This window comes from Rhizobium sp. FY34 (assembly GCF_005222845.1).
Lineage (GTDB): Bacteria > Pseudomonadota > Alphaproteobacteria > Rhizobiales > Rhizobiaceae > Neorhizobium.
Genome location: NZ_STFZ01000005.1, coordinates 1 through 26,187, shown reverse-complemented (window position 1 = coordinate 26,187; position 26,187 = coordinate 1). Strand labels below are relative to the sequence as shown.

The window sequence follows — 26,187 nt, the reverse complement described above, 5'->3', positions numbered from 1 at the left end:
TTGTCCATGTTTGCCGTTGAAGTTCGTGACCACATCATGATTGCCCACAGCCTGCCGCGGCCGGTGTTCGGCCCGGCTCAGGGCATGCATGGTGCAACCTTCGTGGTCGATGCCGCCTTCTTTACCCGCGATGTCGATGAGGACGGTCTGGCTGTCGATATCGGCCTTGCGACAACGATCCTTGCGGAGATCCTGAAGCCGCTCAACTACCAGAACCTCGATGAACTGGAGATTTTCAAAGGCCGGATTTCGACCACGGAAGTCATTGCCAAGCATATCTTCGACCAGTTGGCGAAGGCTGTCTCCGAGAAGAAGCTTGGGCCCGGCAGCGGCCGCATTTGCCGGCTTCGCGTTCTCCTGCACGAAAGCCATGCGGCGCGGGGCTGGTATGAGGCAGACCTTTGACGAGCACGCTATTCTTTGCCTATCCCGGTGATCTGGAGCTGAAGACCGGGGGCTATGCCTATGACCGGCATCTGATCCATGGGCTGCAGCAATTGGGATGGCAGGTTGACCTCTTAAGCCTTGGCGACGGATTTCCGGCGCCAAGTGCCGATGCGCTTGCCTTAGCTGAACAGCAGCTGTCTGCCCTTCCGGAGGATGCCCTGGTGATGATCGACGGGTTGGCCTTCGGGGTGATGAATGAATGGGCGAAGCGCGAAGCGACGCGTCTGCGCATCATCGCTCTTGTGCATCACCCGCTGGCACTGGAGACCGGGCTCCCGGCCGATGTCGCGGACGTCTTGAGAAACAGCGAGCGGGAGGCGCTTGCCTTCGTGCGCCATGTGGTGGTGACCTCGCCGGAAACGGCGCGCACGCTGTCCTCATCCTACAATGTCTCGCTCGACGCTATCACCATTGCCTTGCCTGGTACTGAGCAGCGGTCTCCCGCCAAGGGCGGCAATGATCCGGTGCATATCGTCAGCGTCGGCACGCTGACAAAGCGTAAGGGCCATGACGTTCTCATCGACGCCCTCGACAGGATCCGGGATCTGCCCTGGCGCGCCAGCATCATTGGCAACCGATCACTTGATCCGGCAACGGCTGACGCTCTGGATGACCAGGTGAAGCGGCTTGCTCTTGGCGAACGCGTGAGGCTTTGCGGGCAGGTGAACGACGTGCCGGCCGTGCTTGAAACAGCCGATATCTTTGCGCTGGCCAGCCGTTACGAGGGCTATGGCATGGTGTTTGCCGAAGCGCTTTCACAAGGTTTGCCGATCGTTGCCTGCCATGCCGGCGCTGTTCCCGATGTCGTGCCAGCAAATGCTGGCGTTCTCGTACCGGTCGATGATGTCGAGGCATTTGCGGGCGCTTTGCGCAGGTTCATCACCAACCCCGCCCTGCGGCGCGAATTTGCCGATGCGGCTGCCAAGGCCGGGGCCGCCCTTCCGGGCTGGCAGGATACGGCGGCAAGAGTTTCTACTGGCTTGAAAGGGATAAAATGAGCGGTTTTGACACTGGATGGCTGGCGCTTCGCGAGCCGGCCGACAAGGCAGCCCGCAATGAGCTTCTCTTGGCGGAACTTGCCTCCTATCTCGAGGGGCTGGAGGCACCGACCATCATGGATATCGGCTGCGGCACAGGCTCCACCTATCGCAGCCTGTCCGGCCGGTTTCCGGTGAATGCTTACTGGCAATTGGTGGATTATGACCAGCTTCTGCTTGCCGAGGCTGAAAGGTTGATCGGCAGCGCTGCGGTCTCTTACCACCGAAAAGATCTGACAGATCTCTCCACGCTGACACTGGAAGGCGTTAGCCTGATGACGGCATCGGCCTTCTTCGATCTCTGCTCCGGTGCTTTCTGCGAGGATCTCGCCGAGTATCTGAGCACGAAGCGTATCGGGCTTTATACGGCGCTCAACTATGATGGTCGCATCAGCTGGAGCGACCCCCACGAACTGGATCTCGAGATCGTTGGCGCCTTCAACCGTCACCAACGCGGGGATAAAGGGTTTGGCGTGGCTCTTGGACCGCAGGCCGCAGCGCATCTGGAAGGTGCGTTCACCTGCCTCGGTTACCGAACCAAAACCGCAGACAGCACCTGGCATCTGGATCTGTCGCATGCAGCACTGCAGGAAGCGTTCTTGCGCGGCATGGTGTCGCCGGTTGCCGAAGTCAGTGACCTCAACCAGGATCAGTTGTCGACATGGTTCGATTTTCGCCTAGCGAAGCTCCACGCCGGCGGACGTCTCGATGTCGGACATATCGATCTTCTGGCGCTTCCGCTCTGACGTGACGGCGAGCCCGGCGCTCAGGTGGCAATCAAACAGGATGTCACGGCCCAGGCTATAGAGTTCGGCTGCCGGCCGATGCGCCTCGGAAAGAGTGCGGATCGGTGGAAGCGAGATGCCGGACGGGCCCGAGCCGATAATCAGCGGTGCAATCGACACATGCAGATGATCGACGAGATCCATATCCATGAAGCGCGCAATCGTGCGGGCACCGCCTTCCACGAGGATCTTTGAAAGGTTGCGTTCGGAAAGTGCCTCGAGAATCTCGGTGGGACACAGGCCATTGACGCTTTGACGCAGGCGAATGACATCGGCCGGATAGGCCTTTTGCGGTGCGTCGCGTGACTGGATGAGGATCACGGGCGCGCCGCCATCATGAAATATGCCCTCATCACCGGCAAGTTCGCCCCGGCAATCGATGATGACCCGCACAGGATCGTCACCTTCGACATCGCGCACGGACAGACGCGGATTGTCGGCCTTGACCGTGCCGACGCCGACAATCACGGCATCGACAAGCGCCCGGCAGCGGTGCAGATGGGCGATACCCTCGGGGCCTGAAATGTCGCGTGCATCGCCGAACGGCGTTGCCACACGTCCGTCGAGCGACTGGCCGACCTGCGCCAGAACGAAGGGGCGGCCTGCGGTGGCGATGGGCGCGTAGAGCGCTACCGCTGCGTCACCTGCGGCTGTCGCTGGGATTGGCCGTCCAGCTTTGGCTGCCAGCAGCACGCGCCAGATTCCATCACTCACCTTGATACGGCGCATCAAAACCTCGTTCCTGCTGATCAAACGATCCGGTAGAGCGTGTCATCCCGGCGCAGCACGTGATGAAAAAGAATACCGGCGATATGCAACGCAAAAAGGCCGAAAAGGATCCATGCGCTCCACTCATGCAGTGTGGAAAGCCAGGGCGCGATCTCCGGTGATTTGCCTCGGGCTCCAGACGGGAACGATACCAAACCATACGAGCGGAAAACCATGCGCATTGGTTGCCAGAAAGCCGCTGACCGGCATGACGATCAACATCAGGTAGAGGCTCAAATGCACAGCATGGGCAATCATGGCCAGTGCGCCGTCGACTGGGCTTTTCGGCACCTCAGATGTCAGCCGGATACCGATACGTACCAGCGTCAGCCAGAGCACGATTAAGCCGAGCGATTCGTGCAGAAGGTAGAAGCCGAGCTTCACATCATCGCGCACGAATTTGATCACCATGCCAAGCGGCCAGGTGGCAAGCACCAGCACGGCAACAAGCCAATGCATCGCCCGCATCGCGCCCGGATATCGCTGCGTCAGCATTTGATCCTCCTACCTCACGCAACGGCACATGGGCGTTACGCCTCCGAGTTCAACCTAGATCAGCATTGGCGAAAACGCATCATCACGACCGCGCGAGGAAAGGGGAGGTCAATGAAGCCGCTGTGGCAGGAGGCGGAATACGGACGGATCAAAGCCGACAAGCGCGGCTGCGCTGCGTCTCAGCACGAGCGATTGTGCGAGAAAGCAGACGGCGGAGACAGCGACAGCCCCCATGACACCGAATGCCGAGCCGAAAAACAGAAGGCCAACGATGCGCAGCGGCACGAAGATGGCCGTGATGCGCAAATAGCGGCCTTCATGGCCGGCCAGCATCAGCGTTATGGCCGATGAGCGACCGGCGGCAAGCGCTGCCGTCCCAATACACAGGACCAGCAATTCAGGGAAATAGGCGGCATAGGCGGGATTGATCAGCATCAGGACGAAATAGCCGCCGAGGATGATGGCCACCATGCCGGCAAAGACGAAGGCGAGCGTCAGCCACGCGACATTGTCGAGCATGCGCGACAGCGCTTCGCGATCGTCGCGGTAAAGAAGGCCGGGCAGATGGCGTGTGGTGTAGAGATTGATTGCGTCTGCTGCGGCAGCAAACAGATTGGCAAGCCGCACGGTGACGAAATAGGCGCCGGCGGTCGCCGGGTCCATCAGATAGGCGATGACGATCACGTCGATATACTGGTTGACGGCTTCCAGCGTACTCGACATCCAGAACTTTGCCGAGCGTAGAAACCAATCCTTGGTTTCCGAAATCGGGCGCACTTGGCCGAGATTCGGAAATTGGAGCGCGATGCGTTGCGCCGCAAGCCAAAGCTGGACGGCAAGCGAAAGCGCATTGCCGAGCGCAAGGGCGAGGAACAGATAGGTGATCGTGGCATCGATGCCCGTTGACAGGCAGATCATCAGGTAAAGGATCGGGACCATGCCGCTGATCACGGCATTGAGCCCATCACCGCGCGCGACACCCAGTTCGCTGCGCACCAGATGGATGGTGATCTGCAACCAGGCTGCCAGCACGAGATAGGCAAGTGCGGCGAAAGCCTCAGGCGTTGGTACGCGGCTCTGCGCCCAAAGCAAGAAGCCGGATCCGACCGTGATCGTGCCGATGAGCGCCGTCGTGCCGGTAAATCGCAGCGCGCCTTTCAGCCTTGCGGCATCACGATTGGCGGATATTTCGCTCCAGCTACGCAGGATGAACAGTTCCTGGCCGCCGGCGGCTGCGATGTATAGCAGGCTGGCTGCCGAATAGAGAATGGAATAATGGCCAAACCCATCGGCATCAAGCGCGCGTGCCGCAAGCGTGATCAACGCGAAATTGAAGATCACCATGACCACTTTGATGCCCACGGAGCTTGCCATACTGGCAAGATCGAGTCGCAGCAGTAGGCGCGCGACGGAAGGCGGCAAAGCGCGGGCCCAACGGGGTTCATCCAGCATCATATCAGCTTTCGTATCCGGTCATGGTGTTCTTGCAGAAGCTGCCGCCATCTGTCTCACTCTGCGGCATGCTCGATGCTTTGGGCGCGATATAGCAGCCATTAGCACGCGCATATGGGGCGCAGACAGTGATGAAAGCCTAATGAAAACGAAATCTTAAGCCTTGGTTAACGCAAGAGTGAAATCCGCATGCATCTTCCAAACATGCTTCAGACGTTAGGCCGGCGGTCGGAACTCAACGCGGAAAGGTTGCTAAGAACGGTCAATGCAATCGCGCCGGCAAGGCTTAAGACCAGAAGCACGGGCAGGATCAGTGCCAGCGGCGGGCGTGTTGAACGGGCCGGTGGTATCGCCGCCGATACGATGCGGACGTTCTTGCTCGGCAGAAGGGCAAGTTCGAAGGTTGCCTTGTTGCGGCTCAAAAGCTGCTGGTAGATCTCGCGATTGGCGGTTGCCTCCCGCTCCAGCGCGGCCAGTTGCACCTTCTTTTCTTCCGATTGTGCTAGTCTGGCGCTCAACTCGTCCACCTGGCTTTTGAGCTGGTCCTGCTTCGAAACGTTGATATTGCGTTCGGATTTCAGCTGGCCGACCAGCAGCCGGCGCTGGCTGGCGATCTGTTCCTTGATGCCGTCGATCATCCGCTGCGTCTGCAACAGGCGCGGGTGGCGCGGACCGAAGCTTTGCAATTGCTGATCGCGTGTCTGTTCCAGCTGGTTCAACTGCCGGCGCAGGAAGGACAATTGCTCGCTTTCCTCGCCGCCTTGCGTCGAGGAACGGGTGAAGGTGCCGCTTGTTGCGCCTTCACTATAGCGCGCTTCAGCTTCTTCCGTGGCATTCTGGATCAGTGCCAGTTGCTGGCTCAGATCCGCAAGCTGGCGCATCTGCACCGTGTTCTGCTGGTCGATATAGACGATGTCATTATCGGCCTTGAAGCGGGCGACAGCCTCTTCGCTCTCGTTCAGCCTGGCGCGGATTTCCACCAGCCGGTCCGACAGCCTGCGAGACGCATCCTCGGTTGCCTGAGAGCGCGATCCGTTCTGGGCCGACACGAAAGCATTGGCGACTTCATTGGCCACACGCGCGGCTTCGTCTGCCGTCTTTCCCTGGTAACTGACATTGACGAGATAGGTTGCGCCCATGCGCTCCGCCTGGATCTGCTTGCGCAGCCTGGCCAAAGTTTCGAGATCGCCTGGACTGCCCGTCCATTCACTGCCCGAATTCAGGTTCATCTTCTTGATCAGGTCAATCAGGAAGCCATCCGACTTGACGATCTGTACCATGCTTTCCAACACGGCGGCATCGGCGCCAATGGCCGGCAACACTTCTTCCTGCAAGGTCACACGTTCGTCGCGCGGATCGACGAAGACAATGGCCGATGCCTTGAAGGGGAAGGGGAGGAACAGCACGATACCTGACAGGAAGACAGCCATCAGCAGGGCGATGAAGACAATGAAGCGCGCCTTGTCGACCAGGAGATTGAGGAGAGCGGCGGGCTGCAGAAAGCCCTGGTGTCCTTCGGGCTCGGCTGGCTGCAATTCGGGTGCCGGCTTTTCCTGTGTCGGTTGCCGTGCGGGAGCGGGTGTCTTGGTCAGCGGTTCATCTGGCGCCATCGACAGCAGGCTCCGATGCGGGTCACGCCGCAGCGAAGTCTCTTTCGATACACGGGGCATATCCCAGGACGACATCTGTTCCACTTTTCCGGGCATCAGGGCGGGCCTTCGGTCGTGTTTCAATGAGGGCGAAACACGCTCTAAGTCCTCAGTGTTAGAGACAATTGATAAATTGGAAGTTAACCAATCGGTCAGGCCCTTTGCCTTAAGCTTTGTGAAGACAAGGCTGGCGCGTTGGAATTGCGGTAAGGCATGGCGAGTTATTTTACCCTTGAACCACCGGCGCGACCCGGACAGCTGTCGCACTGGCTGGCGCCCTTGCTGGAGGGCGTTGGGTCCGTGGCGCTTGCCTGCGCCATGGTGGCCTTGCCGATTGTTGCGCATGCGTCTAGCCCGATGCTTGGCTATCTTATGGCCAGCCTTGTCATGGGGGCAACCGCGTGGCTTGCACCGGCTCAGGCCATCGTGTGCATCCTGTTCGGTTTCATCTTCCAGAATCTCATCGTCTCTCTTTTGTCCGGCTCGATTGGCTCTGCCGATGAATTCGATATCATCCGCGCCTATAACTTCCTGAATGTCTGCATTGTATGGCTCGTGCTGGCGATCATGATGTTGGCACGGCTGACGGATCTGCAGCCGATGCTGCGGCGCATTCTGTTCAGAACGACCGTCATGCTCTGCCTGATTGGCGCTTATTTCGCCATCGGCTTTGTCCTTTACGGCATGGGTGCCGTCATCAATCTGCGCAATGTCGTCACGCCGACGCTGCTGTTCCAGATCTGCCTTGTCGTCTTTGCTTTGCATCAGGTCAGGCTTGGTGCAGCCTTGAGCGCCATGGGCATGCTGGTCATGCTCTGTGGTTTTGTGGAGTTCTTCTATCGGGATGCCTGGTTGAGCTATACCAACAGCGCTGCCTATTGGGACCTGTCGCTGGGGGCCAATTGGGAAACGCTGGCACTCGATAAGGCGGCCCGCGAAACCGGTATCGTCGCGACTGGTCTGACAGACACGTTCCGCATTTCCTTTTTCAATTCGCCCTTCCTGTCAGATCTCGGCATTGAAGTCATGCGGCTGTTCGGGCCGAACATGCACGCCATCAGCTTTGCCTATTGCATCAGCTTTTTTGCTCTGTTTGCGCTTTACCGCGGCGCTTTCTTCCAGGCCGGGCTACTCGTCATCCTGATGCTTTTGTGCAGCGTCAAGGGGCCGCTGATTGCCTTCATCATGGTGGGTTTCGGCTGGATCGTCTTTGCGCTTCTCGGCGCGCGCATCGCTCTCTTCGTGCATCTGGCAGCGGCCTTCGCCTTTGCAATTGCAGGCATCCTTCTCGGATTGCAGGTCGGCGATTATCACGTTTTGGGGCTGATATCGGGGTTGCGGGAGTTTTTCGGCAATCCTCTGGGCTATGGCATTGGTGCCGGTGGCAATCTGTCGCCGCTATTCATCACCATCGACTGGTATCAGGCACAGGCGCAAGGCTATACGCCCTTTCCCGTGGAAAGTTCCGTTGGCGTGATGCTGTACCAGATGGGTGTCTTCGCCCTCGTTATCATTGCAGGTTATGCTTGGATTGCCTGGCTTGCCTTCACGCTTGCCCAGCGCACCGGCAATGCCCTGCATGCCGCAGTCTCGCTCTGCCTCATCTGGATGTTGTTCAACGGTCTCTTCCAGGAAGAGGCCTATTTCGCACCGCTGGCCTTGGCGAGCCTTCTCGGCCTTACAGGCATGATGCTGGGTGCCGGTATCAGAACCGGGGTGCTGAGCGAAGACGCACAAAGATAGGCGATCAAGTTTACTGATCTAAAGGGTTTCTCAAGTATTGGCTGCGCCGATAGGGAACTATAAAGCTGCGGCTTCGGTGGAGCAGGTCTGTTGTGCCTTGCGGGAGAGAAAGCGTTGATCTTGCACACACAACTGGACTGGCCGAAGACCTTGAAGCAAAGGGACTGCTATGCCTGATGAACATCGGCCGAAAAGACTGCTCTTCGTTCAGACGCAGGCCGAAATGGCCGGCGCCCAGGAGATTTCGCGTCTTCTAGGGACAGAATTGTCGCGCACCGATAAGGGGCACAGCGCGTTTGATGTCCACCATCTGTTTCTCTACCGCAAGAGCGCCGGATGCGATGATTTCCCGAATGTCCATTTTGCCGCAGACAGCGCCCCAAAAGGGCTGATGGCCGCCCTGCGCTTTGCCTTCAATACCGTGCGGATCATCCGGCAGATCAGGCCCGATGTGCTTTTGCCATTTCAGCACTATGGCAATATCGTTGCAGCGCCCATCGGACGGCTTTTGCGCGTGAAGCGCATCATCGCCAACCATGTATCGGCACCCGCAACGATCAGCCCGAAGGTGCGGCTGATTGATCGATGGCTGGGTCTTGCGGGCTTTTATGATGTGATGACGGTCAATTCCAAGCAGACATTGCAGGATTATGCGGATTATCCCGACCGCTACAAGCGGCGCATCGTCTACGTTCCGCATGGTTTTGCCGACAAGACCTGCACTATGCCGAAAGCTGCCGCACGCAGCAGTTTTTCCCTACCGGTCAATGCGCCATTGATCGGCACCGTTGCGCGCCTTCATCCGTTGAAACAGATCGATCTGGCGATCGGCATTCTGTCGCGCCTGCCGCATGTTCATCTCGCGGTCGCCGGGCAGGGACCGGATGCGGAGCGGCTGAAGACAATCGCTCTGGAACTGGGCGTTGCCGAGCGGCTGCACATGGTGGGAGAGATCAGCCCCGGCGATATCGGCCGCTTCCTTGCCTGCCTTGATGTCTTTGTTTTTCCGAGTGCGGCCGAGACCTTTGGCCTTGCGGCCGTGGAAGCCGCGCAGGCCGGTATTCCTGTCGTCATTAATGGTCTGCCTGTGCTGAGGGAAGTGCTGCAGGTGGATGGCAATCCTTGCGCCCTGTTCGTCAATGCGTCTGATCCGGCTGAATTTGCAGCCGGTGTTCAGGAGCTTCTGACGGATCCGATCCGGCATGAGGCGCTATCTAAACAGGGCAGGCGGCTTTCCTCAATCTATTCGCTTGATGCCATGGTCAATCACTATCGCGAGCTTGTTCTGGACCTTTCGCAAGGCCATGCGCCATGACGTCAATGGCTGGTGCCCGCCGGACGATCGGTATCCTCGTGGAGCGGGCTGCTATGTCCGGTTTCGTTCTGGCGCTGCACCGCTATCTGATCGCGCAGGTTCACTGCCAGGTCGTTGTGGTCCTGACGGATGGACCCGACGTGCGCGGCACGGCGCTCTCGACGCTGCTGCAACTGGAAAAGCTCGTACTTCATAAAGGTCGCGCCTGCTGGGCAGATGCGGCAGATCTCGGCAACCTTCCGGTGGTGGCACTCGAGGACCTGCGGCACTGCGATGTGGTCATCGATCTCTGCGCCGAGGAAGCCGGATCGCTTGCCGTGCCAAGGCTGCAACCGCTGTTTAATGGCCATGCCGGTGAAATGGCGTTGGCAAGCGCGCTGTTTTTTGACGGAACACCCGAGATTTCCGTGATGGAACGGCGTGAAGGCAAAGAACCCCGCATGGTTGCCCAAGGCTGCGCATCGCTAGAAGCGGCAGCCGGGATTGGCGGCGGCATGGAGGCCGTCTGGTCGCGGCTTATCCTGCTTCTCGACAAGGCGCTGTCGCTGCATGCCGGCGCGCCGGGAAATGACGGCAAAATCGGTTTCCCAACATGTCCCTTGAGCGTGATCACGAAAAAGCATGTGGCGCTGCGCAGTCTTCGCATGATTGCCCATTCCGCTGCCTATGCCGCCTATCGTCTCTGCTGCCACGCCCCGCACTGGCGTATCGGCTGGCGGTTTGCCGATACACAGAATGACGTCTGGGCCAGGCGGAACCTGGGCGGCGCGCCATGGTCGATCCTGCCGTCGCCGATCAACCGCTTTCTCGCTGATCCCTTTCCGATCCGGCATGGTGGCCGCGACTACCTGTTTTTTGAGGAACTGCCCCACGCCACGCAGAAAGGCATTATTTCCTACTGCCTGATCGATGAAGCGGGAAATCCGGGGCCGATCACGCCGGTGCTGGAAGAGCCCTGGCACCTTTCCTATCCTTTTCTGATCGAAGAGGATGGCCAGATCTTCATGATCCCGGAAGCATCGCTGAGCGGATGCATTCCGCTCTACCGGGCCGTTCGCTTTCCAGATCAGTGGGAGCTTTTTGCAACGCTGGTGTCCGATGTGGAGGCAGCCGATGCGACGGTGATCCGCCATCAGGGGCGGCTGTGGATGTTTGCCGTGACGCGGCAGGCCATCGGCGGTTACTCCGATACGCTGGCCATATGGTCTGCCGATCGGCTGACAGGCCCCTGGACAGAACATCGGTATAATCCTGTTCTGATCGATGATCGGCTGTCGCGTCCAGCCGGCAATATGGTGATCCGCAACGGGACCCTCTATCGGCCCGTGCAGGAAGCCCGCTGCGGCTATGGCACGGCGTTAAACCTAATGCGGATCGACCGGCTGGATGATGAGGGGTTCGAGCAGGTGCCGGAAACGCATCTGAGAGCAGTGTCGCCGGTCTGGCCTGGACGCAAGCTGCATACGCTATCGGGCAATGGCTATATCGAGGCGATCGACGGTAGCGTCATACAGCCGAAATCAGCGACCATTTCGCGCCTGCTGGAAAAGCGGCTTAGCCCCAGATCTGTGTGAACTGGGCAGTCCCAAGGCGCGGAAGGCTTCAGTTTGCGGGGGCGAGCACGCGCATGATATCGGCATCCGGCAATTTCGTTGCCGGATCGATCAGCCCGAAGCCGTCCTGAAAATCCCAGTGTGTCCAGCCGAGGCAGCGTGATGTCGCCTGGCGGTTGACTGTCTCCAACCAGCGCAGGCGCGAGGCGCGCGGCGCAACGAAATTGAGAACGCCGAATTCATTGATGATGACCGGGCGCTTGTAGCGGCTGGCCCAATCCCGCATCACGGTAAAGGCGGAGGCGATCATTGCTTCGTTCCAGTCGTTGCGCAGCGCATTGTCGATCTCTGCCACAGCTTGTCTTCTGCCGCTTGCCGTCAGCTTGGCTCTGAGGTCAGAAACGGCTTTGTCGGACGCCTTTGCCGGGAAGGGAAGGCCCGCCAGATCGCGCAGCGGATCATTGTCCGCACCCCAGGTGGCTCCCTGGTGGGTGAAGAGAAACGGGTCGTAGTAGTGGACGGCATAGACGATGTTGTCATCGTCGAATGGCTGCATGCCGGAGAGCATTTCGTGACGCTGAGGGCCGGACGGGCCAACGACGATCGTATGCGCAGGCAAGACGTGCCGGATACGGGCGATCAGGCGCTTTGCCATGGCCATCCATGGATCCTGTTCGATCTGCGGCTCATTGAGCAGTTCGACCGCAACCCGTTTGGGATCAAGCGTGCGGATCATCGGCAGCATCTGGTCCCAGAGGCCGTTGAGATAGGCTTCGGCTTTTGCCGGATCTTGTCTTGCAAGCCTGCCAATCTCATCGTCCGGGTGAAGATCGATAGAGACTGCGAAGCCGAGGCTGAGCAGCATGATGGTCTGGTCGTAGAGGTCGCCGACATATTTGCTGCTGCCATCCAGCCGGCGATTGTCAACCGGAAGCCGGATGTGGCGAAAGTCGTTGGCGCGCAGAGCCCGCAATTGCTGTAGTTGCGGTCGCTCAGTAGCGTTCTTCAGATCCCAGCCCGGCAGGTTGACGCCGCGCTGCATGGCGATCAGCAGATCCGGATTGGCAAATTGCCGGAATTCAGCACAGGACCTGTCTTCAGCGGCCATCAGCCACGGTGCCGGCAGGAGGCCGAGAAGAAGGGCAAGCAACCGGATGCCGTAAGACATGAACAATCGTCCGTTCACTGCGAGTGGCGGATCAGGGCCTGAAGTGCGATCGGATTGGTGAGCAGGTAGCGAATGGCAAGCCGTCGCGGCTCAAGCCACAGCCGGAAGGCCCATTCGAGGCCTGCACGCTGCATCCATTGTGGCGCGCGCCGGTTCTTGCCGGACACGAAGTCGAACAGTCCGCCAGCCGTTTTCACAATGCCGATGCCGGAAAGCCGGTCGAGGTTGCGCAGCACGAATTTCTGCTCGAGTGGCACGCCCAACCCAACCCAGAGGATATCGGGGCGAGCGCGGACGATATCAGCGATGACTTCATCTTCCTGCTCAGGCGTGAAATAGCCATTGCGCCTTCCGGCAATGGTGAGGCGAGGATAGGCCTTGTGCATGGCATCGACGGCCTTGGCATTCACCTCTTCCGTGCCGCCGAGGAAATAGAAGCTGACGCCGGCTTCCTCCGCCTTGCGGGCAACCGCATGAATGAGATCGGTCGTTGCCACCCGTTCGAGGACGGGCTTCGTTGAGTAGAGCTTCGAGAACATCACCATCGGCATGCCGTCAGCATGGATCTGGTCGGCCTGCAGCATCAAAGCCATCAGTGCCGGGTCCTTGGCACACATGGCGATGACCTGACCATTGGCGGAGGTGGAATAGAGCGGGCGTGCGCGCCTGCCACGGGCAGCGAGCGCATGATCGACAAACCCTTGCGCACTTTCCTCCAGACCGGCGCGCGCGATCGGCAAGCCGCCCAGAATGGTCGTCGGCCAGCCCGGAATGTCAGAATGGATTTCGTCCTGCACCGGCGCCCGATAGGGTGCAGGCCGTACATGCGAGGTTGCATGGCGGCGCTCATGTTCTGGGTTGTTGATGGGCTTTAGATTGCTCACCGGATACATCCTCAATTCACCCACTTCATTGTGGCGGTCTTGTCGCGAAGGCTTAAGATCGTTTGTTGCCAATGCCTCAAATAGCGACACTCTGCATTTCCACTAAGCATGAATAGATGTGAATATAGAAGTCTTTTCAGTCGAGAATTCAAAAGTAGTTTTGGCTTTGATTAACGTGAATTCAGATTTATACTCAAAATTTTATTCAAATTTTATTTATTTATAATTTATTAATCATGTTTTCCTCCCCGAAGATTCAGGTTTTGCCTGCCGCAAGGCGCTGCAAATCTTCATATCGTTGCAGTTGTAGAGCGGATGCGGCCATTTTCACCCGCACATGCGGTCATGAGCGCCAGAAGTTGGGCGCGTGCGGCCTTTGGCGTCATGTTGTGATCGGCATCCGCGATGACGGTGATCGAGGTGTTCGGATAGGCGCACAGCATCTGTCCGTTGCGCCCGAAATAGGTGGCGAGTTCATCAAGCCCCCCATCATCGGCGCTGTAGACGAGCGCGACGGCGGTCTGGCGTTGACGCAACAGGGCGAAATTGGAGAGAACCTCGCGGCGCAAGCGGGCATATTTGGTGAGACCGAAACTTACCGGCGCCAGCTTGACGCCCAGCCGGCCCGAGAGACGGCGCAGGATGCTTCTAGCAACGCGCAGCACATTGATGTCGCCGCTCACGATCCGCTTCAGCGTGTCCAGTTGCAGCATCCGGCTCTTGTAATTGTCGAAGGAGCGAAAGGCGTTCTGCACGGCCTCTTCGACATCCTCATCCGGATCCCAGACGAGGCGCTGCAGGTTGACGATGACGGCGCCTTTGACCCGATGATCGGCGACGGCAGCATTCAGCGCGACATAGGCCCCGGCGCAGCGACCCGTCAGCAATATCTGACGGTAGCCGCGGGCTTCGAGGCAGTCGATGGCAGGCGTCACGTCATCGATCTGAGCTTGCGAATAGAGGACCATGGCTGGGCTGTCAGGATAGGCTGGGCTGTCGCCAATATCGGCCGTATCCATGCGCAAGGAGGCGATGCCGGCACGGGCCAGCGCGCGCGCCTGGTCGGTTGTCGAGCGGGCCCAGCCGACCTGCGGATCAAAGCCGGAATTGATGATGATATAGATCTGCCTGTCTTTCACTGGCACCAGATCATCCGGTTCGCACAGCACGCCGAACAATTGGTCGTTTGCACCAAACCGCAGGAATTCCTCTTCAAAGCCATGGCCGGACTGGCGCACCGGGCGATCGGGTAGCGCCGGTTGATAGGCTGGGCGCATGGGAAAGGTTTTTGACATCCAGTCGCCGACCGCCTGCCAGGTCTTCTTCGGCGTTCTGGCGGACGTCGGATCGCCGAGCAGGCCTTCGAAGCCTTCAAACGAGATGAGCCTGATTTCGGTACCGGCGGCTTTCAGTGTGTCGGCAAGATCCTGGTCGCCAACAAAGCCCGAACGCTGCGCAATCAGATGCATGACCGAGGAAAGCGGAACGCTCTTGGCATTGATGGCCTTCAATGTCAGGGCGATGGCGGAAGGCATTTCGAAACCTGCAATAGCCGGGCCAATATCCGGCTCCGCGACAGCCGTGGATGCTGGGGCAAGGCCGATGCTCTCGTTGATCATGGCCGACCAACTGCAGAGTTCGCGCAGATAGCGGCGCCCATCATTGACGGGACCAAGCAAAGCAAGGCCGTAGAGGGACGGGATGTCGGGGCTGGCAAGTCGGGCGAGGAGCGTGCCGAGGCCCAGGCCGAGAAGCACGACGCGTGAGGCGCCCGTCAATTGCTGCAGATCCGCAGCAGCGTTGCAGACTGAGATGCGCCAGTCTTCGATGCCGGACAGATTGTCGGGGGCTACGCTGCTGTTTCCTGTTGCCGGATAATCAAAGCGCAGTACCGGATAGCCACGTTCGGCAAGCTGATCGGCCAGAATGCGCAGGCTTTTGTAGGCGCAGAGTGCCTCATAACCCCAGGGTGGGCAGATCAACACGGCAGTATCGCCCGGTGCCGCATGCAGCATGCCGCATCCGGACCTGAGGGAAACGGGACGGCCCCCCGGCTGGTGTTCTGAGGTGGGTGATGCAGATGACATGGCGGCCTGTCGCGCAACGGATGGGTGGGGCGCATCGGCGGATGCACACGGATCGGCAGCGCACATTGCGTGGGCCATGTGCGGTTTACGTATCGGGCATTCAGGGGGCGGCGGTTACAGGCTTTGCTGCGCCCCGCCCTTGAGGCTGCGCACCAGTTTCAGCGCGCTAGAGATCAGTTTGGGCAAGGGTCGGCGCGTATGGGCGACCTTGCGCACATAGGTGTCGATGCGCCATGTGGCCCAGGTTCCGGCGCGAAAGAAGGCGATATCACCGACGCTCAGCAGCCGCTGGGTGCCGTCTTGCGCCGTCACATGCACCTCGCCTTCGAGAATGACGACCGTTTCCTCGCGCACGAAGTGCCAGCGAAAGGTGCCGGCCGAGCAATCCCAGACGGCGGCACCTCCGGTGCCATCAAAGCCTGCGGAACAGCGTGAAATCCGTGCCCTCGGCGCGCCGGCGATGATCCAGCTCGGTTCGATTGGCGCATCATGCATGGGCACGACGCCGAACTTGTAGGACACGAAGGGCAGAGGCACCGGATCGATAACTTCCTCTTGCGCGCGCAGCTTCGCCGTTACCGCCAGCCCCATGGCCAACAAAATCTTCACAGGCATCGTCACCCCCAAGTGATGTTGCATTTCGCGACATCTTTACGGGCCGAAGGTGATTTTTATCTTCAGGTAAAGACTTGCATTTTAGGGACTTGCGATTTTTCGGACGGCATTCTGGTCGGACCTGCGCGGCCTGCGCAAATGCTACAGCTCCAATGGCCGCTGCGCATATTCGCACTTGTGGTAAAGCGAATGTCCGTGGAAAACAGGCACGGCAGCGGGTGATGTTGTGGATGCAAGTTTTTCGAGCGCCGCGGTAACAATACGCGCGCGACATCCGTAGGGGGCAGTATCAGGTGACGCAGTCTTTGCGTGAAGATGAATGGGCCGCTTGGATGCGTCTGGCTATTGCCGGCGATACGCAAGCCTATCATCGCTTCCTGCAAGCTGTTGTGCCGCATCTGCGGGCGATGGCGCGCCGACGATGTGAACAGTTCGGCGCCCCGGTGAGCGAGGCTGAGGACGTGGTGCAGGAAGTGCTGCTTGCCATTCACCTGAAACGCGGTACCTGGGATCCTGCGCGTCCCATCGGCCCCTGGCTGTCGATCATCGTGCGCAACAAGCTGATCGACACGATGCGCCGGCGAGGCCGCCGGATCGATGTGCCGATCGAGGATGTGATGGAAACGCTGGAGGCGGTCGAACAGAGCAGCTTCACCGACCGGATGGATGCAGAGCAGATGTTGACACGGCTTAAAGATCCGCAACGCGATATTGTCCGGTCGATTTCGCTGGAGGGCGCAAGCATTCGCGATACGGCCTCACGCCTGAAAATGACAGAGGTTGCTGTCCGCGTTGCCCTGCACAGGGCATTGAAGTCACTTGCGGCGGCTTATCGGAGTGGAATGCGTGAAGACCAATGACCTAATCAGCCTGCTTGCGCAAGACGCGCCCGTGCGGCAGCCCTTTGGGCCGCTGATGGTCAAGGCTGTGCTGTCCGGTCTGGTCCTGTCTCTGACATTGATGCTGGTGTCCATCGGCCCGCGTGATGATTTTGCATCCGCGATTGAAACGCTGCGCGTGGCCGCCAAGATTCTCACCAGTACAATTTTTGCTGCCTGCGCCTGTGCGCTTGCGGTGCGGATTGGGCGGCCGGCGGTGCCTATGCGTCCACGTGCCCTGCTGCTCCTCCTGCCGCTTCTGCTGCTTTGCCTTTCGGTTGGGCTTGAACTTGCTGTCGTGCCGCGGGACACCTGGGCGAAGAGCCTTGTCGGACAGCACGCGGCTTTTTGCGTGATGGCCATTCCGCTTTTGTCGCTGCCGCCGCTTGTTGTGCTGTTCCTGGCGCTGCGCCAGGGAGCGCCTGAGAACCCGACGCTGGCCGGTGCCGTGGCGGGTCTGGCTGCTGCCGGCATCGCCGCTTGCATCTATGCGCTGCATTGCCCGGATGACAGTCCGCTATTTGTGGCGACCTGGTATGTCACGGCAAGTGCCATCGTCACCGCCGCCGGCGCTCTCGCCGGCCGTCGTTTCCTGCGCTGGTAGCGGATCCGGTTCAGCCCGTAGGCGATGACAGGAAACGTCGTGCGGTATCCAGCGCCTCGCGGATTGTCACGTCCATATCGAGATAGCGATAGGTGCCAAGCCGCCCGACAAAGGTGACCTGCTTTTCCTCATGGGCAGCCTTGAGGTAAAGCGAAAGCTGGGCCTGATCCTCCATCAGCCGGATCGGATAATAGGGAATGTCGTCTGGCCCGCAGGCACGCGAAAACTCCCGGTAGCAGACGGACGCATCGTGCTCTTCCCAGGGGGAGAAATGCTTGTGCTCGGTAATGCGCGTGTAGGGCACGGCGCTGTCGCCATAATTCATCACGGCGCAGCCCTGATAATCGCCCTGATAGGTAAAGCGCTCGAAATCAAGCGTGCGGTAGCCGAGCCGCCCATGCGCGTAATCGAAATAACCGTCGAGTGGGCCTGAATAGAAGGTATGCGCAAACTCGCGGGCCGTCGCACGCTCAAAGCGCGTCGACAGGTGAACCCGAATGCCCGGATGATCGAGAATGCGGGTGACCATGTCGGTATAACCGTTTTCCGGCATGCCTTGGTAGCGATGGAAAAAATAGTCGTCATCATAGTTGAAGCGAACCGGCAGGCGCTTCAGGATGGAGGCCGGAAGCGCGCTTGGCGAACACCCCCACTGCTTTTCGGTATAGCCCTTGAAGAAGGCCTCGTAGAGATCGCGGCCAAGGAAGCGCAGCGCCTGCTCCTCAAAGCTTTTCGGCTCGGTGATCGAACGGTCCCCCAGTTCCTCGATAAACGCGCGCGCTTCATCAGGACGCAACGTCTTGCCGAAAAACTGGTTGATTGTGTGCAGGTTGATCGGCAGCGAATAGACTTGGCCGCCCGCTGTCGTCTTCACCCGGTTCTTGTAGGGCATGAATGTCTGGAAGCGGTTCACATAGGCCCAGACTTCCGTGTCATCGGTGTGAAAGATATGCGGTCCGTAGACATGCACCATCACGCCGGTTTGCGGGTCACGCTCTGTGTGGCAATTCCCGGCCACGTGGTCACGCGTGTCGAACACCTCGACACTATGGCCGGCTTCCGCCAGCAATCGGCCAATGACAGCGCCGGAAAGGCCGGCGCCGACGACGGCAATGGTGCTGGGGGACAAGGCGCTTCCATTCATGCGCTACCCGCTCCACTGTTTGCCTGAAGCGGGATCACGGTGGCGGCGGCTGCAGCATCGGCAAGGGGGCCGTTGCCGGAGCGCACTACGACGGCATTCGAGGCAAGCAGCAAACCAGCCTCGCGGAAGGCGGCGAGAAGTCGCTTCATCGCCTCGCGCTTGATCAGGCTCGGCTTGCCGGGCCGGGCGGTGAACTTGAAGCGGATCACCATGGATGTTTCGTTTACCTCGTGGATACCTTGCATCTTGACCGGCACGAGGAAGGAATCGCCAAATTCCGGGTGTTCGAGCAGGCCGAGGCCAACCTTCTTGGCCGTCTTGCGGATGAGTTCCAGATCGGCATCGCGATCGAAGCGCAGCTCGAATTTGATCGTACCCCAGTCGCGGCTGTAATTGGTCACCGCATTGATCTGTCCAAACGGGATGGTGTGGATTGGTCCATTGTGATGGCGAAGCCGGATTGACCGTAGGGAAATTTGCTCGACCGTGCCCATCAGCTTGCCGGTATCGATATATTCGCCAATGCGGAAGGCATCCTCGGCCAGGAAGAATATGCCGGAAACGACATCCCTGACCAGGGTTTGAGAGCCGAAGGACAGGGCAAGGCCCAGCACCCCGAAGCCGGCGAGCAGCGGCGTCACATCTATGCCGGCCGTGGAAATGATGACGAGGCCGGCCACGGCGATGACCGCTCCGAGAACCAGGTTGCGGATGACTGGCAGGACGGTCGAGATCCGGCTCGCTTCAACTTCAATTTCATCGGCCTGGCCGGGCAGGATAGGGGCCTTTGTGGGAGCGATGGATTCGAAATAGCGCATCAGGAAACTGCAGATGCTCCAGCTGACGATGAGCGACAGGCTCAGACGTTGCAGCAAGACGAGCCATTCGGTGACCAGCGTTGTTGCCCCCATCATCATGGGTTGCCACAGAATGACGACGATGTGCAGACCTACCAGCCAGACGGCGCCGGCAAGTGGCGTCCGAAGGCTCCAGAGCATGACCGAGCCAAAGCTTGCGCCCTGCTGCGCCTCGCGCTGGCGCGCAAGCGCCCCGAGTAGCGAGACGATGCCGAGATCCAGCAGCGGAATGGCCACCATCAGGAACTGCGTCGTTCCCGCTGCCCGTGCCCAGATGCTGTTGTGCGATGTGCCGGCAACCAGTAGGCCGGCAATCCAGATGACGATGGCCGAAAAGATGTAAAAATCTGCCAGCACATGGCCGACGAATCGGCGGGCAGGACCCGCATCCTTTCCGGCAAACACATGGGCAATGTTGCTTCGCCCGGCAATGAACCACCAGAGCTTCAGGACAGTCAGAACCGAGACGGTGAGAAAGAGCCAGCTGTCGGCTGCCGTTGCATCCACCATGCGCACATCGGCAAGCCGGACGGAATTGCTGATAAAGGCATTCATTAGTCCATAGGCGAGAAGCATGCGAAAATGCCAGCGTGGCCGGTCGATGGCAATCAGGCCGGGCCTGCCGGCGCCATTGGGCTTGAAGAGAAAACGACCCGCTGCCGCATAGATGATGCCGCCGGACACGACTGACAGCATGGCATTGGCCGTCTGTCGCGTGAAGGTCGCGTGTTCGGTCATGTGGCTCAAAACCGCATGTGCAACAGAAATGAAGGCAAAGATCGCAATCGCATCGCAGCCAAGCCGGACTGCGGCAATCGTGAAGCGGTGCGTGGTCTCATGCAGGCGTGACAGCCGGGCCAGCACATGGCGCGTCAGGTAAGCGACGGCAAGGCCCGCCGCCACAGCAAGCAACGCTGCAAGAGCGGCAAAAGCCGGACCGCCTTCCTCTTCTGCACTAAGGATGGCCCAGCTGGAGCCAAAGGCGGCAGGCAATCCCGTAAATCCCCGGATGGCGCGTTGCGTTCCGGTCCTGAGAGCCTCCAGCACGTCGCTGAACATCCACATGCTGTCGACGGCAACGACTGGCCCGCTGCGGGTGGCATTACCGCTCGAAGCGGTCACGCCCGGCGGGCTGGCCTCGGTCCAGCGGATGATGACGGGCTTGCCGTCTGCACCCGCTGCCTTGATGGCAGCGTCAATATCGGCCTGCGATTGACCCGGCTGCAGCACAAGCGTGATAGATGGCTCCTGAGCCAAGGCAGCGGACGGCGCCATCGCGCAGCACCACGCCAAGACGAAAAGCGCGGCAAAGCGCCGGCCAGTCTGAATTACCCCCTGCAAGCGCACCATTCCTTTGTCTCCGGGTCAAACAGACCCGCCCGTTGCGTGCCGAAACGGCGCGTCCTTTATCCGGATGATGCAACAGAATGCCGGGCCATGGCAATCTGTGCCGGCACCATGCGTCAGTAGCCCCGGCGCATATCGATACTGGCCGGCAGGGTGCCATCTTTTCGCCAGCCGGTGATATTGGTCGCGACGATCTGCGCGGCGGTCGCTTCCGTCGTGGGCGCGGAGATATGCGGCAGGACGGTCACCTTCGGATGCGCATAGAAGGGCGATGAGGCGGCCAGCGGCTCGGTTTCGAAAACATCCAGCACTGCGTGTTCAAGTTGCTCTGTATCAAGTGCTGCCAGAAGATCGTCTGCAACGACAATGGCGCCACGGGCAAAATTGATGAGGCACGCGCCTTTCGGCATTAGGGCGAGGCGCGGGGCATTAAGGAGACCGCGCGTCTGGCTGGTGAGCGGCAGCAGGCAGACGACAATATCGCTGGAGGAGAGCAATGCGGCCAGTCCATCCTCGCCATGATGCGTCTTGATCGCCGTCATCTGCCGGGCAGTGCGGCTCCAGCCTTCGACCTTGAAGCCGGCCTCGAGAAGCCGGTGGGCGGCGGCCGTTCCAAGCTCGCCAAGCCCCAGCAAGCCGATGGTCATATCGGCAGGATGGCGATAGGCGCGCGGCAACCATTGGCGCGCCTCCTGCGACCTGCGATAGGCAGGCATGTCGCGCTGCAGATAATAGGTCCAGGCGAGCACGGCTTCCGCCATGACCCGCGACAGTTCCGGATCGACCAGCCGGACAATCGGCGGTGCCGTCTCACCCAGTTCCAGAACCAGCCGCTCGACACCGGCCCAGAGGCTGTGAATGAAGGCAAGACCCGGCAGGGCCGCCACGTCGGCCGGATCTGGATTGGCAACAATGGCAATCTGCGCCTCCTGGCGCTCTTGCATGGACAACTCACGGAAGGGAATGATCCGTTCTTCCGGCATGGTCCGTGCAAGTGCCGCAAGCCAGGATTGTTCTTCTTCCCGCTCCAGACGGGTGACAAAGGCGATGGGCGTCGGCATGACGAGTTCTCCAAGTTTGGGAAGCCTTGTGGAGCGATGCGGCAAATGCCGTCAAGCCCTGCTCTTGCCCGAATCGCTCAGCACTGATTTTTAGCCCTGTGGTCTTGGGAAGCGCGCGTGTCAGATGCTCGGCTGAACAGGCCCCTTACACGCGCATATCTGTGAAATGACTAGGGAGTTTACGCTCATGTCCCGCATCGTCCATGTGAATGGCCAATGGCTTCCCGAAGAAGACGCGAAAATTTCCGTGTTCGACCGCGGTTTTCTGTTTGCCGATGCCATCTATGAGGTAACGGGCGTGATTGGCGGCAAGCTCATCGATTACGAAGGTCATATTGCCCGGCTGAAGCGCTCGCTGGAGGCTTTGGGGATGCATGCGCCCGTTGACGAGGCGGCTCTTCTGGACTTGCACCGTGAGATCGTTGCGCGCAACGATCTGAAAACCGGGTTGATCTATCTGCAGATCTCGCGCGGTGCGGAAGATCGCGACTTCCTGTTTTCCGGGACCCTGTCGCCGTCTGTCGTGCTCTTTACCCAGGCCCGCAATATCCTGGAAAACCCGAGATGGAAGACAGGTATCAAGGTGATCACCGTGCCGGAAGGTCGCTGGGTCAGCCGCCAGATCAAAACTGTGCAGCTCCTTTATTCGTCGCTGGCGAAAATGGAGGCGGTCAAGTCCGGTGCCGATGATGCATTTTTCGTCGAGGACGGTTTCATCACCGAGGCGACATCGTCCAACGCCCATATGGTGACGAAAGAGGGCGTGCTGGTGACCCGCGCGCTTTCCAATGCGCTTCTGCACGGGATTACCCGCGGATCGGTGCTGGATCTGGCCCGCGCAGCCGGGCTTTCCGTTGAAGAGCGGAGCTTCACACCGGAAGAGGCCAAGGCTGCAAGCGAAGTCTTCATCACCTCTGCCGGCACATTCGTCATGCCGGTCGTGTCCATTGATGGCGTGCCTGTTGGCGACGGCCAGCCGGGCGATGTGTCGGCAAGGCTAAGGCAGATCTATATCGAGGATCAGTTGGCGCGGGCGATCTGATCGCTTCCGTCAGAGGGGCGGCCGCTTCTCATAAAGCCGGCAGAGCAGGCCGATCAGGGCTTCACGCTCCGGCGCAGTCAGGACAGAAGAAAACTCCGCTTCGTGCCTGTCGATAATGATGTGTGCCGCCTTCATCGTTTCTTCCCCTTGCGCCGTCAGGCGGATCTCCTGCCGGCGCCGATCCACGGTCGAGGACCTTCGCTCGATGAGGCCGCGTGACAGAAGACGCTTGACCATGCCCATCATGGTGGCGCGGTCCATTGACAAGGCATTGGCAATGTCACCCTGCGAGGCGCCGGGATTGGTGGCGATGAGCTCCAGCGCAGCCAGCTGTTTCTGAGTGAGATCGAATGACGCCATTTTGGCGGCAAAGTCGCGATAAAGCGCAAGATGCGCCATACGAAGATGATAACCGAGAAGGCCTTTCAACCAACCGCGTTCAAGGCCTGTCTCCTTGGCCGCGTCGGCGGTTCCGTCTTCGATGTCATCCAGGCCCATGGACTCAACGTCTCCTTTATTATGATCCTTTCATGCGCATAACATAGACGTGAAGGGAATGGAGCCGCTAAATATAGGTCCATGCAGCAGATGCGGCTCGGTGAATTCCTGCGGACGCTCTTGCAAAAGCGCAACTCTAATTGTAAGTGTCGCATACTATTGATCGTGGAGGCGATCGCCGGAGGAGGCTTTCAATGCATAAGACCGAACTCGACATGGCTGGATTTGCGCTGGGCAATTCCTACACACTGGTTGCCGAAGATCCGGTGGGTTACCGGGCGCGGGTTTCACCGGGCAAGATGGCCATTCGCGTGCTGCCGGAAGGTGCTGGCCTGACCTATGCGCAGTTCGATGATCGCATTGCGCGCTGTGCCGCCATGCTATTTGCACGTTTTTCCGGTCGCGGCGATCAGTTCCGGGTGGCAAGCCTTGGCCGTAACAGTGTCGATCTTCTGGTGCTTGCTTTTGCCTGCCAGCGCATAAGGGCGATCTTCGTGCCGCTCAATTGGCGGCTTGGCGCGGCAGAATTGGCCGATATCGTGCGCGACTGCGATCCGGAACTGGTTGTCTATGAGCAGGAATTTGCCGGCGTGATGCCGAGCCTTAGCGCTGCCTCGGCCCGTCTGGCGGTCATGCCCTTTGCCGGTGAAGGCGAAACGCTTGACGGTGAGATTGCTGCCGCTACGCCGATGAAGCGGCTGAAGGCAGATGCCGAGACCCCAAGTATTCTGCTTTACACATCCGGCACCACCGGGACGCCGAAAGGCGTCATCCTGACGCGCAAGAACCTTTTCTATTCGGCCGTCAACTTCTCCTTCGTCGGCGAAGTCGTGCCCGGTTCCGTCACCTTCTGCGATCTGCCCTTCTTTCACACGATCGGTCTTGTGGCGATTGCCCGCACGACGCTGATGATGGGCGGCACACTGGTGATCTCGGATCGCTTCGTTCCGGAGCGCACGATAGCCTGTTTGAGCGACGAGACTTTGGGCGTTACCCATTATTTCGCCGTACCGCAGATGGCATCGATTCTGCGCGACCAGCCCGGCTATGCGCCTGAGCGCATGCGGCGCCTGAAAGCGATCTTCATTGGCGGGGCGCCGCTGCCGCCGCCGCTGGTGGCCGCTTACCTGAAAGATGGCGTGGCTCTGGTCAACGGCTACGGCATGAGCGAGGCCGGGACGGTTTTGCATATGCCGCTTGACGAGACGGCCATTGCCGAACGTCACGGCAGCGTCGGCTTCCCCGCGCCGCTGATCGAAGTCAAGATCAGCGATGAGACCGGTCATGAATGCGAGCCCGGCACGATTGGCGAGATCTGGGTGCGCGGTCCATCCATTTCGCCCGGCTATTGGAACAAGCCCGAACAGTCGGCGGCCAGTTTCGTCGATGGCTGGTTGCGCACAGGTGACATGGCACGCTGTGACGAGGACGGCTTCCATATGCTAGCCGACCGTCTGAAGGACATGTATATCAGCGGTGGTGAAAACGTCTATCCGGCCGAGGTTGAAGGCGCGATTGCCAGCCATTCCATGGTGGGCGATGTCGCCGTGATTGGCGTCGCGGATGATCGCTGGGGCGAAGTGGGCGCAGCCTTCATCGTCCCTCGTAACAGTGCGACACTCTCCGCCGATATGGTCAAGGCCCATTGCGCCGAAAAACTCGCCACCTTCAAGCGCCCGGCGCATGTGATCTTTGTCGATAGCATTCCGCGCAATGCGGCAGGAAAGCCACTGAAGCATTTGCTGCGCGAGACCTGGGCGGCTAGCCGTTAAGGTAGACCTATCAGGCCCTTGCACATTTTAGCTTGAGCTCAGTCAGATCAACCGTCGCGCATTTCCTCCTGTCGTGGTATTGCCTCGCCGTAACCGTGCCATCGCCGGTCATTGTTGACCAGGGTGGCCTGCTCCGGGGCATCAGATGCAGTCGAAAGTGTCAAAAGGACCTTTTTTGGTCTTCCTTGCGGTGTTCCTTGCGCCCGTCATACTCGTGCCGCTACTTGCCAATGATGCGCAGAACCTGAAGAGACTGGCCCTGTCCTTGGGAATTGAATGGGGCGCACCGGCAAAGCCGCGAGACATGCAAGGTCCACGACTTCCGGCCAAAGTGCAGCCGGTGCCGCCTGAATCCCTGTTGGAGCGGCTGACAGATGCTGCGCCCAAGGCTGAACTCACTGAGAGTTTCGCTACGCTGAAGCCAAAAGAACGATGTGACATGTTGCGCGAACTGGAAGCCGGATCGGCGCCCGAGTTCAAGACAAACCCCAATGGAGATTGGGAATGCACACTGCTCGTTGAACGGCAGACGGGGAAGGATACTCTTTTCCTGCATGTCCGTGGCGATGATCTGTTGACGCGCACGTTTCGAGTCAAGCTCAGCCTGCTGGCCGATCAGGACCGTATGAGCCTGATCAGCCTGACGGCCCATTTCATGAACCATTACCTGCCCATTGATGTCCCGTACGTCGAGGGCAAGGTGAACGAGGCGATCGAAACGGACGATAACGTTTCCTTCATCCTTGGCTATGGCGAGATTTCCATTCGACCGGAGCGCAACGGCGAACGGCGCTTTAATGTCCTGCTGAAGCCCGGTTTCGTCCAGGATCAGGCCGGCAGAGGGAAGGACCTGACCTTTCCCCTGCGACTGCCGGTCCCACCGACAGGTGGTATCGAATGATGGCTTAGGCTTTGCGGGTGATTTGGGGTTGTTGGGGATGGGGTGTTGGGTGTTGATTGGAATTCGTGTTTAGAAACAGAGACTT

General features: G+C 59.5%; 24 protein-coding genes. 11 read left to right on the top strand and 13 right to left on the bottom strand.

The window, feature by feature from the left end; all coding sequences use genetic code 11:
• Positions 1 to 6 precede the first annotated feature (6 nt).
• From E8M77_RS02130 to E8M77_RS02120, 3 genes are read left to right on the top strand one after another with little or no spacing between them, the layout of a single operon-like run.
• Complete coding sequence (locus tag E8M77_RS02130; protein WP_137128969.1) at positions 7 to 405, top strand: 6-carboxytetrahydropterin synthase; 399 nt, start codon at positions 7 to 9, stop codon at positions 403 to 405.
• Positions 402 to 1,445, top strand: a complete 1,044-nt coding sequence (locus tag E8M77_RS02125) for a glycosyltransferase family 4 protein (protein WP_137128968.1) — start codon at positions 402 to 404, stop codon at positions 1,443 to 1,445. The genes E8M77_RS02130 and E8M77_RS02125 overlap by 4 nt, the downstream gene beginning before the upstream one ends.
• Positions 1,442 to 2,230, top strand: coding sequence for a class I SAM-dependent methyltransferase (locus E8M77_RS02120; protein WP_137128967.1), 789 nt, complete (start codon positions 1,442 to 1,444; stop codon positions 2,228 to 2,230). The genes E8M77_RS02125 and E8M77_RS02120 overlap by 4 nt, the downstream gene beginning before the upstream one ends.
• On the opposite strand, the gene E8M77_RS02115 is transcribed toward E8M77_RS02120, so the two are convergent.
• The 5 genes from E8M77_RS02115 to E8M77_RS23805 form a co-directional block, all read right to left on the bottom strand.
• Complete coding sequence (locus E8M77_RS02115) at positions 2,162 to 2,998, bottom strand: dihydrofolate reductase family protein (protein ID WP_137128966.1); 837 nt, start codon at positions 2,996 to 2,998, stop codon at positions 2,162 to 2,164. The genes E8M77_RS02120 and E8M77_RS02115 overlap by 69 nt on opposite strands.
• A 20-nt stretch (positions 2,999 to 3,018) precedes the next feature.
• Positions 3,019 to 3,213 carry a cytochrome b/b6 domain-containing protein gene (locus tag E8M77_RS24360; protein WP_281408168.1) on the bottom strand — a complete coding sequence of 65 codons (195 nt, stop codon included), beginning with the start codon at positions 3,211 to 3,213 and terminating at the stop codon, positions 3,019 to 3,021.
• The gene (locus E8M77_RS02110; protein WP_246659089.1) at positions 3,122 to 3,532 is read right to left on the bottom strand and encodes a cytochrome b/b6 domain-containing protein; all 411 of its coding nucleotides are present in this window, start codon (positions 3,530 to 3,532) and stop codon (positions 3,122 to 3,124) included. Before E8M77_RS02110 ends, E8M77_RS24360 begins: the two co-directional genes overlap by 92 nt.
• Positions 3,533 to 3,640: 108 nt before the next feature.
• Entirely contained in the window at positions 3,641 to 4,984 is a 1,344-nt protein-coding gene (locus tag E8M77_RS02105) for a lipopolysaccharide biosynthesis protein (protein ID WP_137128965.1), read from the bottom strand.
• Positions 4,985 to 5,193: 209 nt separating this feature from the next.
• A complete protein-coding gene (locus tag E8M77_RS23805) occupies positions 5,194 to 6,594 on the bottom strand; it encodes a GumC family protein (protein ID WP_170975716.1) in 1,401 nt (466 codons plus the stop codon).
• Positions 6,595 to 6,846: 252 nt separating this feature from the next.
• On the opposite strand from E8M77_RS23805, the gene E8M77_RS02095 reads away from it, so the two are divergent.
• From E8M77_RS02095 to E8M77_RS02085, 3 genes are all read left to right on the top strand, one after another.
• Positions 6,847 to 8,376, top strand: a complete 1,530-nt coding sequence (locus E8M77_RS02095) for a hypothetical protein (protein WP_170975715.1) — start codon at positions 6,847 to 6,849, stop codon at positions 8,374 to 8,376.
• A 169-nt stretch (positions 8,377 to 8,545) separates the two neighbouring features.
• On the top strand, positions 8,546 to 9,691 hold the full coding sequence (locus E8M77_RS02090) for a glycosyltransferase family 4 protein (RefSeq protein WP_137128962.1): 1,146 nt from the start codon (positions 8,546 to 8,548) through the stop codon (positions 9,689 to 9,691).
• On the top strand, positions 9,688 to 11,265 hold the full coding sequence (locus tag E8M77_RS02085) for a hypothetical protein (RefSeq protein WP_137128961.1): 1,578 nt from the start codon (positions 9,688 to 9,690) through the stop codon (positions 11,263 to 11,265). The genes E8M77_RS02090 and E8M77_RS02085 overlap by 4 nt, the downstream gene beginning before the upstream one ends.
• A gap of 28 nt (positions 11,266 to 11,293) precedes the next feature.
• On the opposite strand, the gene E8M77_RS02080 is transcribed toward E8M77_RS02085, so the two are convergent.
• The 4 genes from E8M77_RS02080 to E8M77_RS02065 all read right to left on the bottom strand — a co-directional run bounded on the left by E8M77_RS02080 (position 11,294) and on the right by E8M77_RS02065 (position 15,998).
• A complete protein-coding gene (locus E8M77_RS02080) occupies positions 11,294 to 12,412 on the bottom strand; it encodes a cellulase family glycosylhydrolase (protein ID WP_137128960.1) in 1,119 nt (372 codons plus the stop codon).
• A gap of 14 nt (positions 12,413 to 12,426) precedes the next feature.
• Positions 12,427 to 13,185, bottom strand: a complete 759-nt coding sequence (locus E8M77_RS02075; protein WP_137129170.1) for a WecB/TagA/CpsF family glycosyltransferase — start codon at positions 13,183 to 13,185, stop codon at positions 12,427 to 12,429.
• A 401-nt stretch (positions 13,186 to 13,586) separates the two neighbouring features.
• A complete protein-coding gene (locus E8M77_RS02070; RefSeq protein ID WP_137128959.1) occupies positions 13,587 to 15,311 on the bottom strand; it encodes an alpha/beta fold hydrolase in 1,725 nt (574 codons plus the stop codon).
• 186 nt (positions 15,312 to 15,497) lie between these two features.
• Positions 15,498 to 15,998 carry a cupin domain-containing protein gene (locus E8M77_RS02065; RefSeq protein WP_137128958.1) on the bottom strand — a complete coding sequence of 167 codons (501 nt, stop codon included), beginning with the start codon at positions 15,996 to 15,998 and terminating at the stop codon, positions 15,498 to 15,500.
• Positions 15,999 to 16,291: 293 nt separating this feature from the next.
• On the opposite strand from E8M77_RS02065, the gene E8M77_RS02060 reads away from it, so the two are divergent.
• On the top strand, positions 16,292 to 16,858 hold the full coding sequence (locus E8M77_RS02060) for a sigma-70 family RNA polymerase sigma factor (RefSeq protein ID WP_137128957.1): 567 nt from the start codon (positions 16,292 to 16,294) through the stop codon (positions 16,856 to 16,858).
• Positions 16,845 to 17,480 (top strand): DUF1109 domain-containing protein, encoded by a 636-nt coding sequence (locus E8M77_RS02055; protein WP_137128956.1) that lies wholly within the window; start codon positions 16,845 to 16,847, stop codon positions 17,478 to 17,480. The genes E8M77_RS02060 and E8M77_RS02055 overlap by 14 nt, the downstream gene beginning before the upstream one ends.
• Before the next feature lie 10 nt (positions 17,481 to 17,490).
• Here the strand turns inward: E8M77_RS02055 and E8M77_RS02050 are convergent, their stop codons facing one another.
• The 3 genes from E8M77_RS02050 to E8M77_RS02040 all read right to left on the bottom strand — a co-directional run bounded on the left by E8M77_RS02050 (position 17,491) and on the right by E8M77_RS02040 (position 21,889).
• Positions 17,491 to 18,609, bottom strand: a complete 1,119-nt coding sequence (locus E8M77_RS02050; RefSeq protein WP_246659088.1) for a UDP-galactopyranose mutase — start codon at positions 18,607 to 18,609, stop codon at positions 17,491 to 17,493.
• Positions 18,610 to 18,620: 11 nt separating this feature from the next.
• On the bottom strand, positions 18,621 to 20,756 hold the full coding sequence (locus E8M77_RS02045; protein ID WP_170975713.1) for a mechanosensitive ion channel family protein: 2,136 nt from the start codon (positions 20,754 to 20,756) through the stop codon (positions 18,621 to 18,623).
• Between the two features lie 188 nt (positions 20,757 to 20,944).
• The gene (locus E8M77_RS02040) at positions 20,945 to 21,889 is read right to left on the bottom strand and encodes a glyoxylate/hydroxypyruvate reductase A (RefSeq protein ID WP_137128953.1); all 945 of its coding nucleotides are present in this window, start codon (positions 21,887 to 21,889) and stop codon (positions 20,945 to 20,947) included.
• A 187-nt stretch (positions 21,890 to 22,076) separates the two neighbouring features.
• Here E8M77_RS02040 and E8M77_RS02035 point away from each other — a divergent pair, with 187 nt between their 5' ends.
• Positions 22,077 to 22,931 carry a D-amino-acid transaminase gene (locus E8M77_RS02035; RefSeq protein WP_137128952.1) on the top strand — a complete coding sequence of 285 codons (855 nt, stop codon included), beginning with the start codon at positions 22,077 to 22,079 and terminating at the stop codon, positions 22,929 to 22,931.
• A gap of 9 nt (positions 22,932 to 22,940) precedes the next feature.
• Here E8M77_RS02035 and E8M77_RS02030 read toward each other — a convergent pair whose 3' ends face one another.
• A complete protein-coding gene (locus tag E8M77_RS02030; protein WP_137128951.1) occupies positions 22,941 to 23,429 on the bottom strand; it encodes a MarR family transcriptional regulator in 489 nt (162 codons plus the stop codon).
• Positions 23,430 to 23,623: 194 nt separating this feature from the next.
• On the opposite strand from E8M77_RS02030, the gene E8M77_RS02025 reads away from it, so the two are divergent.
• Positions 23,624 to 25,201, top strand: coding sequence for an AMP-binding protein (locus E8M77_RS02025; protein WP_246659087.1), 1,578 nt, complete (start codon positions 23,624 to 23,626; stop codon positions 25,199 to 25,201).
• A gap of 145 nt (positions 25,202 to 25,346) precedes the next feature.
• Positions 25,347 to 26,102: a DUF6030 family protein gene (locus tag E8M77_RS02020; protein ID WP_170975712.1), complete on the top strand. Its 756-nt coding sequence runs from the start codon at positions 25,347 to 25,349 to the stop codon at positions 26,100 to 26,102.
• Positions 26,103 to 26,187 lie beyond the last annotated feature (85 nt).